The following is a 14,886-nucleotide window of genomic DNA, read 5'->3' as shown; positions in this document are numbered from 1 at the left end:
AACGAAGTTCACTGAACTCCTATTAAAATAAAAACAAAGTGAAGTAATCTTTTCTTTTTTAAAGAAAAAAAGAAAAGGATTTCCACTGCTATCGGGGCTAGGGTATTCCGTATTCAAATACATTTTATATTTAAAAAATAATGACAATAAACATCATCAACAAATCAGGGCATGCGTTGCCAAATTATGAAACCATTGCCTCTGCAGGAATGGATTTAAGGGCAAATTTAACACAATCAATAACCTTGCAACCCTTAGAAAGAACCATTGTGAAAACAGGTCTTTTCATTGAATTGCCAATAGGTTATGAGGCTCAAGTGCGACCAAGAAGTGGATTGGCCGCCAAAAACGGAGTAACCGTTCTTAATGCTCCCGGAACAGTCGATGCCGATTATAGAGGCGAAATAGGAGTAATTTTAGTAAATTTATCCAATGATCCATTTGTTATCGAAAATGGGGAACGAATTGCCCAACTTATTATTGCCAAACACGAACGAGCTGAGTGGATTGAAGTTCAGGAATTAACGGAAACTTCAAGAGGAGCAGGTGGATTTGGAAGCACGGGCGTGAAGTAGTTTGCAGGAGTCAGTAGGTAGTATTCAGAAATCAATTAGTATAAATTATAAACAAACAGCTATCAGCTTATGAAAAAAATCTTCAATGGAATTTTATTTTTAGTTGTACTATCCAGCTTTAATTTTAACTATGCGCAAGATTCAATTGATAAAAAAATACTTGACGAATCTTGTAGTTGTATAAAAAAAATAAAATACAATATTGAAAAAGCGAGTAAAATAGACTCTATTAATAGCTGTATCACTCAGAGTATAATGAATTCTCAAAGTGAAAAACTTATTAAAGATCTATCCAAAATGATGGATACTTTAAAATGGAATAAAAAGGATACCACTTATGTTAGTGGAAAAAATTTAGAAATTATTGCTGACAAGGATTTTGATAAAATTCAAAAAAAATTGTTCCTAGACTGTCCGAATGTGAAAGAATTAATGATGTCAAATGACAAGGAATCTGAAAATTCTATTTCAAATAAGAAAAAAGCAAAAGAATATTACCATGAAGGACAGAAATATGATTTAAATGAGCAATATGATTTGGCAATAGTTCAATATAATAAAGCAGTCAAAAGCGATCCGGATTTTGCTTTTGCTTGGGATAATATGGGATTATGTTATAGAAAGTTAAACCGATATGAGGAAGCTATAAAATGTTATAAAAAATCTTTGGAAGCAGATCCAAAAGGAACTATGCCATTACAGAATATGGCAGTGGCTTATGATTATTTAAAAGATTATAAATCAGCTTCTGAAACGTATTTGAAGATTATAAAAAACAGTCCTGAGGACGCTGAAGGCTATTATGGAGCAGGAAGTGCCTTTTTTTCAAATCAAGATTATGAAAATGGATTGGATTATATGTTTCAAGCTTATATAATTTACAAGAATACAAATTCACCATATATTCACGATTCAGAAACATTGATCGGAAATTATTATAATTTTTTAAAAGAGAAAAACCAAATTGATTTATTTAATAAAGTAGCAAAAAAATACAATATTCAGATAGAATAAGAATATTAGTTTCAATAATTTTTGATTTAAAATAACCAACCATATGAAAATAATAGTACCAATGGCAGGACGTGGATCACGCCTTCGCCCACATACATTAACCATCCCTAAACCTTTAATCCCAGTTGCCGGAAAACCTATTGTACACCGTCTGGTCGAAGATATTGCTGGTGTTTTAAATCAGGATATTGAAGAAATTGCTTTCATCATTCATGAAAGTTTTGGAAAAAAAGTAGAAGAAGACTTAATTGGAATTGCCCAAAAGTTGGGAGCCAAAGGGACTATTTATTATCAAAATGAGGCACTTGGAACGGGACACGCCATTATGTGTGCCAAAGATTCTTTGAGCGGACCGGCAGTTATCGCTTATGCCGATACTCTAATTCGGGCTAATTTTGACTTGGATAAAGATGCCGACAGCGTTATTTGGGTAAAACAAGTGGATCAGCCAGAAGCTTTTGGTGTGGTAAACTTGAATGAGATAAATGAAATAATTGAATTGGTTGAAAAGCCAAAAGAATTTGTTTCGGATCTTGCCGTTATCGGAATTTACTATTTTAAAGACATTGCCGTTTTAAAAAATGAACTTCAACTAGTCTTGGATAATAACATTATTCACGGAGGAGAATATCAAATTAATGACGGAATAAAACAAATGATGGCCAAAGGCATGAAATTTGTTCCAGGAAAAGTAGATGAGTGGATGGATTGCGGAAACAAAGATGTTACCGTAGAAACAAATTCCAGAATGTTAGGATTTCTGCACAGCGATGGAATTAATTTGGTGGATCCATCAGTTAAGTTAGAAAATTCGACCATTATTCCACCTTGTTATATTGGGGAGAATGTGATTCTAATCAACGCTACAGTTGGTCCAAATGTATCATTGGGTGATGCCTGTCATGTACAAAATAGTACAATACAAAACAGTTTGGTACAAACACATTCACATATAAAAAATGCCAATTTAGACAATGCAATGATTGGAAATCATGCTAGTTTTGATGGAAAATTTACGAATGTAAGCATTGGCGATTATTCGGTTTTAGAATAATTTAGAGCATATATTTAAAAATATCAAGCAGCATTATTTAAGTTTTTATTATGCTGCTTTGTTGTTTTTTTAATTTATTTTGCAAAGGAGAACAATACTGTTGATTTTGTTCTCAAAGAATTCTTTTTCAATGAAAAAAAAATGGACTTTCATATTCGCTTTTTCTGTTTTGCTAAGCAATACTGTTACGGTATTGGCACAAACGGAACCTGAGGAAATTAAAGTGGAAAGTGACAAATTTCAAGATTTTTTCTATGAATCCATTTTTCAAAAAAGTATCGAAAATTATGATAAATCATTGGTCGCATTGGAGCAATGTTTAAAATTGAAACCCAATGATGCGACCATTTATTTCGAAATGGGGAAGAATTACCAATATTCCAAAGATTACAAGAATGCTTATTCCTCTTATGAGCACGCCGCTCAAATAGACCCCAACAATAAATGGTTTTGGGTAGGTTTATACGATGTGTGTTATGAAACCAAAGATTTCAATCAAGCCATAATCTTTGTCAATAAAATAGTCCCTTTCGATGCAGAATACAAAGAAGATTTGGTTTCGCTTTATATGGTAACCAAACAGCACGACAAGGCTTTGGCGTTAATTAATGAGTTGAACGAAAAGGTAGGGAAGACAGAGAGAAGGGAAATGTATAAAATGGAAATCTTGTCTGAAGGGAAATATCAAAATTCGGAGATCGATAATTTAAAAGAGCAAATTGAGAAAAATCCGAAAGAAGAATCCAATTATATTGCTTTGATATTTTTATATTCAAACAATAATGATGAAGATAAAGTACAGGAAGTTGCCAAGAAGTTAGAAAAAGAAATTCCAGAATCGGTTTGGGCTCAAGTGAGTTTATTCAAAAATTATCTCGATAATAACGATGGTGCCAATGCAGTAAAATCAATGAATATGGTTTTGGCAAGTTCTAAAATTGATTCTAAAATAAAGCACCGAATTCTGAACGAGTTTTTGCTTTTCGCCAATGTAAATCCACAATTTGTGCCTGATTTGGATAATGCAATCGGATATTTTAAAAATGATCCATCCGTAAATGTAGCCAAAGAAATAGGCAAGTTTTATCACAATAAAAAACAATGGGAAAAGGCAATTAAATATTATGACCTATCACAGAAAAATAGTTCAGAAGTTGACTTGGAGACCAATTTGCTTTGGCTTCAAGCCAATACCGAACTCAAACAATTTGAACCCGTAGTCAAAAAATCCATGGCAATGATTGATACTTATCCTGCAGAACCACAGTTTTATTATTATGCTGGAATGGCCAATAATCAATTGCAGTTGTTCAAGAAAGCCAAAGACATTCTTGAAATGGGTTTAGATTATGTTGTGGAAAATAAAAATTTAGAAATCAATTTCAATATTCAACTCGGAGAAGCCTATAATGGTTTAGGCGATGCAACCAAAAAGGAATTATATTTCAATAAAGCCAATCAATTATTAAAAGAAAAAAAATAATGAATCGATTTCTAGTAAGAGTACTTTTTGTTTTTATGGTTTGCGTAGGTAGTTCGCTTACGTTGGTGTCCTGTAAGGCAAAGGCAAAAGTGGTGAATGAGAGTAAAAGTACAGATACGAATCGCATGACAGCAGAGCGGATTATAAAAAATTACTATGCCAACAAAAACGATTTTAACACATTATACATAAAATCCAATGTAAAATATAGCGACGATAAGCAAACTCAAAATTTAACTGCCGAAATTAAGATTAAAAAGAACGAACAAATTTTGGTAAGCATTCGTTTTCTAGGGATTACTATGGCCAAAGCCTTAATAACTCCAACTTCAGTAAGTTATTATGAAAAGCTTAATGCCAGTTATTTCGAAGGTGATTTTAGTACATTGAGCAAATGGCTAGGAACGGATTTGGATTTTAATAAAGTGCAAAATATCTTGGTTGGACAAGCAATAGATGATTTAACCAAAGGGAACTACAAAGATACGTTAGTTGATCAGACATATCGATTGGAAAATATTTTGAATGAGAACACCAAGAAATATTTCTTTTTAGACAAAGATAAATTTCTATTAAACAAGCAAGAGATTACTCAGTCATCTGAAAACAGAAAGATAGAGGTGTCTTATTCGGATTATAAAATGTATAATGAATCACCAATTCCATCGGATATTGCCATTAATGCTGAACAGGAAAAAGGCAAAACAGAGATTAATTTGGGGTACAGTACTATAACCATAAATGAAGAACTTACTTTTCCATATAGTGTTCCAAATGGTTATAAAAGAATTTTAATTAAGTAAATTTGAACAAATATAATTGTAAGATGCGAAAATTTCTCTTAGGCCTGTTTTTGTTATGCACTACCTCAGTAATGTGGGGACAGGAATCGCAACAAGAAAAACTAGAAAAGCGTAAAGCCGAAATTCAACAAGAAATTTTGGATAATGAAAAGTTACTGCAGACGGTAAAGAAAAAAGAAAAGTCGGCTGTCAATGTGATTATTTTGCAGAGCAATAAAATAAAATTGAAAGAAAAATTGATTCGTACTACTGAGAAACAAACGAAGATTCTTAGTAATGATATGTACATCAATCAAATGAAAATTAACAAGTTGAATAGGGAGCTGGCTATTCTTAAAGAAGACTATGCTAAAATGATTGTGAAATCATATAAAAGCAGATCAGAGCAAAGTAGAGCCATGTTTTTACTGTCATCTGAGAATTTTTTACAGGCTTACAAAAGGGCTCAGTATATGAAACAATATACGAGTTACAGAAAAATGCAAGGGGAGGAAATCAAATCGAAAACCAATGAACTTTTGGGTTACAATGAAAGATTGAATATTCAAAAAGCAGCCAAAAAGAAATTGTTAGTTGAAAACACCAAAGAAAAATTGTCTCTTGAAAAAGAAAAGAGAGAACAGCTGAAGTTGGTGAATTCAATCAAAAAAGACAAGAAAAAAATCACCGCGGAAATTAAAAGAAAGCAACAGGAATCGCGAGCTATCGACCGTCAAATCGATCGTTTAATTCGGGAAGCCATTGCCGCGGCCAATAGAAAAGCAGCGAGCGAAAACCCAAATGCTCCTGTAGCAGCCTACACTTCTTCAAAAATTGTGTTAACGGCCGAATCCAAAATACTGGCAGATAATTTTAGGGCTAATAGAGGAAAATTACCTTGGCCAGTTGAAAAAGGTTTCGTGTCACTTCCATTTGGAGATCAACCACACCCAGTTTATCCAAGTCTTGTGATTCATAATAGCGGAGTGGAAATTACCACGGAACAAGGTGCAAATGCAAGAGCCGTTTTTGGCGGAGAAGTAACTAGTGTTATCGTTTTGTCTCCAGTGAATAAAGCGGTAATGATTCAGCATGGAGATTGCTTCACGGTATATCAAAATTTAAGTTCTGTTTTTGTGAGCAAAGGAGAGAAAGTAAATATCAAACAAAGTTTGGGAAAAATAAGAACCAATAGCGAAGGAAAAACAATCTTGAAGTTCACTATTTCACAAAACACAACCTACAACAACCCTGCATCTTGGTTGTACAATATGTAGTTTTTGTAAGAGCAAAAGCAGCACCAGTTTATTTGCAAAAATAAATTAGTGCTGCTTTTTAATAAAATCATTCATTAAGTTTGCACCTTATATAATTTGCGATGTTAAAATATTTTCTAAGTTTTATTTTTCTAATAACAACAACTCTGACTTGGAGTCAAGACAATCAAAAAAAATTAGAAGAGCGTAAAGCTAAAATTCAAAAGGAGATTCTAGAAAACGAAACCAAACTTCAAACGGTAAAGAAGAAAGAAACAACGGCGACCAAAGCGATTGTCTTACAAAGCAACAAAATTAAACTTAAGGAAGAATTGATTGCTACTACCGAAAAACAAACATCGCTTCTAGGAAATTCGATAGTTGCCAATCAAGCGCAAATTGCAAAATTGGAAAAGGAACTACAATTGCTCAAAGAGGATTATGCCAAAATGATTGTTCAATCCTATAAAAGCCGTTCCGAAGAAAGTCGTGCTATGTTTTTGTTGTCATCAGAAAGTTTTTTACAAGCTTATAAAAGGGCTCAGTATATGAAACAATATACAAACTATAGACACATGCAAGGACAAGAAATAAAATCCAAAACGAATGTGCTTTATACTTTTAATGCCAAATTGGATGTTCAAAAAAGTGCCAAAGAACAACTCATAGCCGAAAATGATAAAGAACGGTTGTCTTTGGAAAAAGAAAAGCAGGAACAATTAAAACTGGTGGAGTCTTTAAAGAAAGACAAAAAGAAAATTATTGCCGAAATAAAGAAAAAGCAACAAGAGGCTAAAACGATAGACAGAAAAATCGATAAATTAATTCGCGAGGCCATCGCTGAAGCCAATAGAAAAGCAGCTAGGGAAAAAGCGGAAAAACTAGCGAAAGAAAAAGCTAAAGCCGATGCAATAGCAAAAGCTAAAGCCCAAGCAGCCGCTAAAGCTATTGCCTTAGAAAAAGCCAAAGCAATAGAAAAGAAAAAGGAAATCGAGAAAGCCAATGCATTAGCTGCAGCGCAAGCAAAAGCCAATTCGAAACCAAAACCAAAGCCAATTCCGATTCCGAAGGAAGTTGAAAAAGCCATTGCTCAGGAAGTGCCAGTCGTTTCGAAGGAAACATCAGTCACTCAACAAGCTGTAGCTGTTTCAACCACAAAAATGGATTTATCTCCTAAAGACAAAGTGGATTCGGATAATTTTAAAGCGAATAAAGGAAAATTGCCTTGGCCAGTCGAAAGAGGATTTATCTCTTTGGGTTATGGTGATCAATTCCATCCGGTGTATAAAGAACTTCAAATCCACAACAGCGGATTGGAATTCACCACCGATTCCGGTTCCAGTGCCAGAGCCGTTTTTTCTGGGGTAGTTACGAGCGTTATTATTATTTCCCCCGTGAATAAATTGGTGATGCTCCAACATGGTGATTTTTTTACCATATATCAAAACTTGAGTTCGGTTAATGTAAGTAAAGGAGACAATGTGAGCATAAGACAAAGTTTAGGGAAAATAAAAACCAATGGCGATGGGAAAACAATATTGAAATTTGCGATCACCCAAAATACAACCTACACTAACCCGAGGTCCTGGCTAGCGGGAAAATAGCAGAAATAAATTAATAAAATTTAAACATTCTTCTAAAAAATATAAATTATATTTGATAAAACTTAAATTTGAAAACTATGAATTCGAATAATCCTTTTTTAAACAACAAAACATTTTCAACTGCTGTTTCAAGAAAAGACGACGTGCATCAGGCCACTGTTATTGATGAGAATCAAGACATGACTTTGGCGGGAACCATCAATAGAAGTTTAATTCTTTTTTTATTGCTTATTGCTTCCGCAACGGTAATTTGGTGGGCCACTTTTAATGGTCTGAATCCAATAGTTCCTGCATTTGGAGGCGCTATAGTTGGATTGATTTTAGTTGTAATCTCAGCATTCAAACCTCAATATTCTCCTTATTTAGCGCCGGGTTATGCCCTTTTTGAAGGATTGTTCATCGGTGGAGTTTCAGCTATTTTTGAAGTTCAGTACCCAGGAATTGTAACACAGGCAGTTGGAGCTACTTTTGTCACTTTTGCTGTTTGTCTAGGTTTGTATAAATACAAAATTGTAAAAGTAACCGAACAATTCAAATCGGTTGTTGTTGCAGCGACATGTGCAATTGCCACTTACTATTTAATTTCTTGGTTGTTCTCCATGTTTACTAGTTTTACGCCTGTACATTATGGAAACTCTATGATGAGTATTGGAATTAGTGTATTTGTGATTGTAATTGCAGCATTAAACTTGTTCTTGGATTTTGACAGAATAGAAAAAGGAGTTGAGCAAAAAATGCCAAAATTCATGGAATGGTACGGAGCAATGGGTTTAATGATAACGCTTGTGTGGTTGTATATTGAATTTTTAAGATTGCTATCCAAACTGTCCAAAAAATAAGATTCAATAATTATTTTATATAACGATACCCTTCAGAGATGAAGGGTATTTTTTTTTAAAAATAATAATCAGTGCAAATCAGTTAAATCCGTGTCATCTGTGGGCCAATTGATTTTGGAGCAGAAAGATTTGTCCATTTAGGAAATATTGTCCCGCTATCCGTTGCAATCTTATAAGCCGAACACCGGCTTATAAGGATTTTCACTTCTATCGGGGCTAAGGGGAGGTATTTAGCTTTTAAAGGATTATTTTATAACACTATAAAAAGGTTTGTAGCCATCAAATCATTAAATTTGCATTCTTATTTAAAGACATGTTAGAAAAAGAAACAATAAATTTCGAAAAAACGGCTATTGTTGGTATTGTTACCCAAAACCAAAGTGAAGAGAAACTCAATGAATATCTTGATGAATTGGAGTTTTTGACATTTACCGCAGGAGGTGAAGTGGTGAAACGTTTTTCGCAAAAAATGGAACGTCCCAATCCTAAAACTTTTGTGGGGACAGGAAAACTGGAAGAAATTTGTCTTTTTGTAAAAGAGAATGATATATCGACTCTCGTATTTGACGATGAATTATCACCTTCTCAACAAAAGAATATTTCCAAAATAATTGACTGTAAAATATTAGATAGAACTCACCTTATCCTTGATATTTTTGCTCAAAGAGCTGAGACCTCTTACGCCAGAACTCAGGTAGAATTGGCACAATGCCAATATTTATTACCGAGACTTTCCGGAATGTGGACTCACTTGGAACGTCAAAAAGGTGGTATTGGAATGCGTGGACCTGGAGAAACTGAGATAGAAACGGACAGACGTATAGTACGTGATAGAATAGCGTTATTAAAAGAGAAGATTAAAACCATTGATAAACAAATGGGAGTGCAACGCAGCAATCGCGGTGCGATGGTTCGTGTTGCTTTGGTGGGATACACCAATGTTGGAAAATCTACTTTGATGAATGCTGTTGGGAAAAGCGATGTATTTGTAGAAAACAAACTTTTTGCGACATTAGACACTACCGTTCGAAAAGTGGTTATTAAGAACTTGCCTTTTTTGTTATCTGATACGGTAGGGTTTATTAGAAAATTGCCAACCCAATTGGTGGATTCGTTCAAGAGTACATTGGATGAAGTTCGTGAAGCCGATTTATTATTGCACGTTGTCGATATTTCGCATCCCGAGTTTGAAGATCATATTGAGTCAGTAAACCAGACGCTGATGGACATTAAGGCCAATGATAAACCGGTTATAATGGTGTTCAATAAAATAGACGCGTACAAACATCTGACTATTGACGAAGATGATTTAATGACCGAGAAAACTCCAAGACATTTTACTCTTGAGGATTGGAAGCAAACTTGGATGCACCGATTAGGGGGCGAAAAAGCTTTGTTTATTTCGGCAACGAATAAAGAAAATTTCGAAGAATTTAGGGAGCGTGTCTACGAAGCTGTTCGTCAAATTCACATTACCCGTTTTCCATACAATAAATTTTTATATCCAGATTATAAAGATGCGGTGGAGAAGGAAGAGAAAGATGAAGATAATGAATAAACAAAAAAGACCTTTTAACAATTGTTAAAAGGTCTTTTTTGCTCGTGCTAAAAATTATAATTCAGTCCTACACCAAATACTTCTTTGGTTTGGAAACCAGCAAAAGCATCATCATCATAAATGGCTTGAAAATTTAGATTGGCCGATAATACTTTGTTTATTTTCATCACTATAATTAAGTTGTAATTGATGTCAATATTTTGTGGATCTTTTAGATAATTAGAATATAAATTCAAAAGATTTTCGGCAGTAACGTTTTCCATTATCGTGAATTTATAATAAGCTGTTGCATTAAAACCTAGCTGATAAAGCATACTTTTGTTCGCATCAACTCCAAAATAATCACCATCCACATATCCAGGAATGGAAGTATAGCCACTGTCTACAAATGTAAATTTGGAGGTTAATGGCGCTAAATTTATTTTGAAATTTTCGGTTTTTTTCCAATACATTCCTGGACCAAATAGTAAGTAGCCTGGTGACATAAAATTGGTGTGTTCTTCTCTTATTTCGGCACCATTGACATCATTGGAATATAAGTAGCCTTTGGTAAATTGGGTTCTAAAATTTACCAGAAACGAATAATACCAGTAGCTTTTTGTTTTTTTGGCTACTATGGAATTGATTTCGACCTGATCATCCGTTTTCTTTTCAAAATTGGAGTTTTGTGTTTGCAATAAACCATAGGAAGCTAGAATTCTATTTTCCCATGAATAATCGTCTTTTTTATAATCGATTTTATAATCAAGTCCTAGATTTCCCGAAAAGCTATTTTCGCCTCCGGCAACCCAGTTGTTAAAGTTGGCTTGGTTAAAAAGAAATGTAACTTTCCCGGTTGACTTCCAACCGTTCGGGATAGTGTCTTCAATTTTTTTTGCTGCATCTTCTGTTTTTTTGATTAGATCTTTTTCAGAAGATTGTGCACGAAGCAGTGTTGAAAGGGGAAGTAGACAGACTAACAATATGATTTTTTTCATTGTAAGAGTATTAGTTCTAATACAAATATAATAAAAAGAATAAGTCGCTATAATTCAACAAGTTAAAAAAATATGTTATTTTTTTGCCGATTTGTATAAAGGGACAGCCGAACAAGCTTCTCCATACATTATGCTTCTGGCGTAAGGTTGCAGGTATTGTGCCGCCAAGACATAAGCTCGCATAGGAACTGGTTTTCTCGAGCAGCCTTTTATGATAACAGGCTTATCCTGATAAGCGCTGTAATCGATTTTTGGAAGCAACTCATCATACAAAGCGGAGTCTAAATCTTCCATATAACCATTTACAATTTTCTTGGCATAAGGAGCCAAATGCATAGTCACTAAGATTATCGCCCACTTTGGGATAATGGCATCGGTACCACACGAAACAGCAACATATTGATCTTGATATTGTGACCAATCCTGATTGTTGAGCTGTTCTCTAAAGTCTTTTTCTTTTAACAAAAAACCCTCAAGAAGCCATTGTGAAATATCGATTTGCACACGAGTTCCTGCCGGATAATAGTCTTCAAGATCGAAAACTTCCAGAACACTATTCGCTACTTTATTGATTATTTGTTCCATCTGAAAAGTTTCAAGTTTAAGGTTTCAAGTTTGTGGCTGAGTAACCTGAAACTTGAAACCTGAAACAAATTTTACAACATCCCTAATTCTAATTTTGCTTCTTCGCTCATCAAGTCTTTGCTCCATGGCGGGTCAAAAGTGATTTCGACTTCAGCATCTTTTATATGTTCGATTGATTTTACTTTTTCCTCTACCTCTCTTGGTAAACTCTCTGCTACTGGACAGTTTGGTGAAGTAAGGGTCATTAATATTTTTACTTCATAATCGGTATTGACCATTACGTCATAAATCAATCCTAATTCGTAAATATCAACTGGAATCTCGGGATCGTAAATAGTTTTTAATTTTTTTACGATTGATTCTCCTAATTCTGCGGTGTTTATTTCTTCTGTCATAATTTTTATTTTTAAACCATGTAAACATGGAATTTTTTTAACCATATAAGAAATATAAGTACATATAAGTTTTTAAACTGTCTGTAATACTATTTCTAACGGATTTAATATGCAATTTAGTTAATCTTCAAGTCTATTATATAATGAGTTAACATACGTTTTTTGACCTTGATGAAAAATATTTTCAACATTAAAATTAATCATTAAGCCAATAGGTGCTTCCAATAAGTTCATATAAGATATTAATTGAGCTACATAAATAGGTGCAATTTTATCAACCGCTTTAAGTTCCAAAACTAAACACTTTTCTATAAATAAATCACATCTTAATTCAGATTCTAATTCGAGCCCTTTATATTCAATAGGTATGATTAATTCAGATTGAAAATTAATTTCTCTCAATATCAATTCTCTAATCAAGCATTTATGATAAATACTTTCTAAAAGACCAGGACCTAAATGTTTATGAACTTCTATAGCTGCTCCGTTAACCCGATATACTAAATCGGTTAGATATTTTTTTGTGACCATAGCTTACTTTTGAATGTTTCGTAAGAATACATCTATAAAGACAAAGCTAATTCTTTTCTATTACTTAAATGAACTTATATTTCTTATATGGTTAAAAAAAGTCTATTTCTTAGCATCGAATGCCAATGCGTACATTTTAATATTTTTTATCATCGAAACCAAACCGTTCGCTCTTGTTGGTGAAAGATGTTCTTTCAAACCGATTTCATCAATAAAATCCGTATCTGCGTTTAATATATCAATTGCTTTTTGGTTTGAAAAAGCACGGATCAAAATAGCGATAATTCCTTTGGTCAAAATCGCATCGCTATCGGCTGTAAAGATGATTTTGTCATCGTTTTGTTCTCCTTGCAACCATACTTTGGATTGACATCCTTTGATTAAGTTATTGTCAGTTTTGAATTCTTCCTTAATTAAAGGAAGATTTTTGCCTAAATCAATAATGTATTCATAACGCTGCATCCAGTCGTCAAACATGGAGAATTCATCTATAATTTCGTTTTGTATTTCTTTTATTGTCATTCTACTTTTTTTGAAAAGGATAGTATTGTGTTTACTAAGTTCTTTATTTTTTCAGGAGGATATCCATTATCGAAAGTCTGACTTTCGTAGGTTTTTCCTTTATATGTTATTTTCAAATTAGCCATTGCCGCTCCATCATGAAAACGCTTTTCGGTAGGTGCTTTCAAACTCGGAATTTCCTCCAGATTTACTTTTTGAAATTCATTTATCAAAGCATTCAATTCGGTATCGGTGAGGGAATTTGAAACGGGTTTCCCATCCCTTGTTTTGGTAACGGACACTGTTTTATTTTCTATAACGGTGTTATTATACAATCCTCTTGAATTGGCCGTGTACTCAATTTTTGCTGTACTTAAATCCATATTATTTTGACTTTGGCAGTTTTTCCCAAGTATTAGCGTCAAAAACAAGAGTGTTATAATTTTCATACTTTTTTATTTTAAGATAGCATCATTTGGGCTTTTTTCACTGCTTCGACCATTAAATCAATTTCTTCTTTAGTATTGTAAAAAGAAAATGAAGCTCGGATCGTTCCTGGAATACCAAAGAAATTCATAATAGGTTGCGCGCAATGGTGACCCGTTCTTACTGCGATTCCCAATTTGTCAATGATGGTTCCAATGTCATACGGATGAATACCATCAATGTTAAATGAGATTACCGAAGTTTTTGTTTCAGAAGTACCAAAAATTCTCAAACCGTCTATTTCTAATAATCGCTTGGTGGCGTGATCCAATAATTCCAATTCTTGCTTCTGAATATTTTCAAAACCAATTTCATTCATATAATCAATCGCAGTTCCTAAAACAATACCACCAGCGATATTGGGTGTTCCCGCTTCAAATTTATGTGGTAAATCGGCATAAGTGGTTTTTTCAAAAGTAACCTCTTTAATCATTTCGCCACCACCTTGATAAGGAGGAAGTTTATTCAACCAAGCTTCTTTTCCGTATAAAACTCCTGTTCCTGTTGGCCCACACATTTTATGTCCCGAAAAAACATAGAAATCACAATCTAAAGCCTGAACATCTGGTTTTAAATGTGGTACAGCTTGTGCACCATCAATTAAAATTGCAGCTCCAACTTCGTGTGCTTTGTCAATCATATACTTGATTGGATTGATAGTTCCCAATGCATTCGAAATATGGTTAACCGTTACGATTTTGGTTTTTGGAGAAAGCAGCTTATCGTATTCACTCATTATCAATTCTCCATTTTCATTCATCGGAATGACTTTGAGTGTGGCTCCTGTTTTTTCACACAACATTTGCCAAGGCACAATATTGCTGTGGTGTTCCAATGCTGAAACCAACACTTCATCACCTGGTTTTAGAATCGAAGCAAATCCATTGGCCACTAAGTTGATGCCAAAAGTAGTTCCAGAAGTAAAAAGTACTTCGTGAAGGAATTTAGCATTAATATGATTTTGGATTTTTGCACGGGAAACTTCATAGGCATCTGTCGCCAACTGGCTCAATGTATGGACTCCTCTATGAATATTTGCATTTATTTCTTGATAATAGGTTGAAATTGCATCAATAACCACTTGCGGTTTTTGTGAAGTGGCTCCGTTATCGAAATATACTAAAGGCTTTCCGTTTACTTTTTGTGAAAGAATAGGAAAGTCGGCTCTTATTTTTTGAATATCTAACATTGCTTTATTTAGAATTTTTCTAAATACAAAAGTAATACAATTGATTTAGTTTTCTAA

16 protein-coding genes are annotated in these 14,886 nt (G+C 33.8%); 9 read left to right on the top strand and 7 right to left on the bottom strand.

The window, feature by feature from the left end:
• The first annotated feature begins 140 nt into the window (after positions 1–140).
• The 9 genes from dut (at position 141) to hflX (ending at position 10,165) form a co-directional block, all read left to right on the top strand.
• Positions 141–575: a dUTP diphosphatase gene (dut, locus tag HQN62_RS01940; RefSeq protein ID WP_173503117.1), complete on the top strand. Its 435-nt coding sequence runs from the start codon at positions 141–143 to the stop codon at positions 573–575.
• Positions 576–644: 69 nt separating this feature from the next.
• Positions 645–1,589, top strand: a complete 945-nt coding sequence (locus HQN62_RS01935; RefSeq protein WP_173503116.1) for a tetratricopeptide repeat protein — start codon at positions 645–647, stop codon at positions 1,587–1,589.
• Between the two features lie 43 nt (positions 1,590–1,632).
• Positions 1,633–2,643, top strand: a complete 1,011-nt coding sequence (locus HQN62_RS01930) for a sugar phosphate nucleotidyltransferase (protein ID WP_173503115.1) — start codon at positions 1,633–1,635, stop codon at positions 2,641–2,643.
• A gap of 130 nt (positions 2,644–2,773) precedes the next feature.
• Entirely contained in the window at positions 2,774–4,126 is a 1,353-nt protein-coding gene (locus HQN62_RS01925; protein WP_173503114.1) for a tetratricopeptide repeat protein, read from the top strand.
• The gene (gene lolB1, locus HQN62_RS01920; protein ID WP_173503113.1) at positions 4,126–4,929 is read left to right on the top strand and encodes a lipoprotein insertase outer membrane protein LolB1; all 804 of its coding nucleotides are present in this window, start codon (positions 4,126–4,128) and stop codon (positions 4,927–4,929) included. Before HQN62_RS01925 ends, lolB1 begins: the two co-directional genes overlap by 1 nt.
• A gap of 23 nt (positions 4,930–4,952) precedes the next feature.
• Positions 4,953–6,185, top strand: coding sequence for a murein hydrolase activator EnvC family protein (locus HQN62_RS01915; protein WP_116796656.1), 1,233 nt, complete (start codon positions 4,953–4,955; stop codon positions 6,183–6,185).
• A gap of 101 nt (positions 6,186–6,286) precedes the next feature.
• On the top strand, positions 6,287–7,768 hold the full coding sequence (locus HQN62_RS01910) for a murein hydrolase activator EnvC family protein (protein WP_173503112.1): 1,482 nt from the start codon (positions 6,287–6,289) through the stop codon (positions 7,766–7,768).
• Between the two features lie 77 nt (positions 7,769–7,845).
• On the top strand, positions 7,846–8,607 hold the full coding sequence (locus tag HQN62_RS01905) for a Bax inhibitor-1/YccA family protein (protein WP_116796658.1): 762 nt from the start codon (positions 7,846–7,848) through the stop codon (positions 8,605–8,607).
• Positions 8,608–8,920: 313 nt separating this feature from the next.
• Positions 8,921–10,165 (top strand): GTPase HflX, encoded by a 1,245-nt coding sequence (gene hflX / locus HQN62_RS01900; RefSeq protein ID WP_173503111.1) that lies wholly within the window; start codon positions 8,921–8,923, stop codon positions 10,163–10,165.
• A gap of 47 nt (positions 10,166–10,212) precedes the next feature.
• On the opposite strand, the gene HQN62_RS01895 is transcribed toward hflX, so the two are convergent.
• The 7 genes from HQN62_RS01895 to HQN62_RS01865 form a co-directional block, all read right to left on the bottom strand.
• Positions 10,213–11,142 (bottom strand): DUF3078 domain-containing protein, encoded by a 930-nt coding sequence (locus HQN62_RS01895; RefSeq protein WP_173503110.1) that lies wholly within the window; start codon positions 11,140–11,142, stop codon positions 10,213–10,215.
• A gap of 75 nt (positions 11,143–11,217) precedes the next feature.
• Positions 11,218–11,727, bottom strand: coding sequence for a DUF2480 family protein (locus HQN62_RS01890; protein WP_173503109.1), 510 nt, complete (start codon positions 11,725–11,727; stop codon positions 11,218–11,220).
• Positions 11,728–11,798: 71 nt separating this feature from the next.
• Positions 11,799–12,122, bottom strand: coding sequence for an SUF system Fe-S cluster assembly protein (locus HQN62_RS01885; RefSeq protein WP_077374862.1), 324 nt, complete (start codon positions 12,120–12,122; stop codon positions 11,799–11,801).
• A gap of 120 nt (positions 12,123–12,242) precedes the next feature.
• Positions 12,243–12,653: a GxxExxY protein gene (locus HQN62_RS01880; RefSeq protein WP_173503108.1), complete on the bottom strand. Its 411-nt coding sequence runs from the start codon at positions 12,651–12,653 to the stop codon at positions 12,243–12,245.
• A gap of 102 nt (positions 12,654–12,755) precedes the next feature.
• Positions 12,756–13,175 (bottom strand): SufE family protein, encoded by a 420-nt coding sequence (locus HQN62_RS01875; protein WP_173503107.1) that lies wholly within the window; start codon positions 13,173–13,175, stop codon positions 12,756–12,758.
• On the bottom strand, positions 13,172–13,603 hold the full coding sequence (locus HQN62_RS01870; RefSeq protein WP_173503106.1) for a hypothetical protein: 432 nt from the start codon (positions 13,601–13,603) through the stop codon (positions 13,172–13,174). The genes HQN62_RS01875 and HQN62_RS01870 overlap by 4 nt, the downstream gene beginning before the upstream one ends.
• Before the next feature lie 11 nt (positions 13,604–13,614).
• Complete coding sequence (locus HQN62_RS01865) at positions 13,615–14,829, bottom strand: aminotransferase class V-fold PLP-dependent enzyme (protein ID WP_173503105.1); 1,215 nt, start codon at positions 14,827–14,829, stop codon at positions 13,615–13,617.
• Positions 14,830–14,886: the final 57 nt, after the last annotated feature.

Origin of the sequence: Flavobacterium sp. M31R6 (genome assembly GCF_013284035.1) — a bacterium.
Taxonomy (GTDB): Bacteria; Bacteroidota; Bacteroidia; order Flavobacteriales; family Flavobacteriaceae; genus Flavobacterium.
The sequence above is the reverse complement of the archived record's forward strand: the minus strand, read 5'-3'. Positions and strand labels throughout refer to the sequence as shown.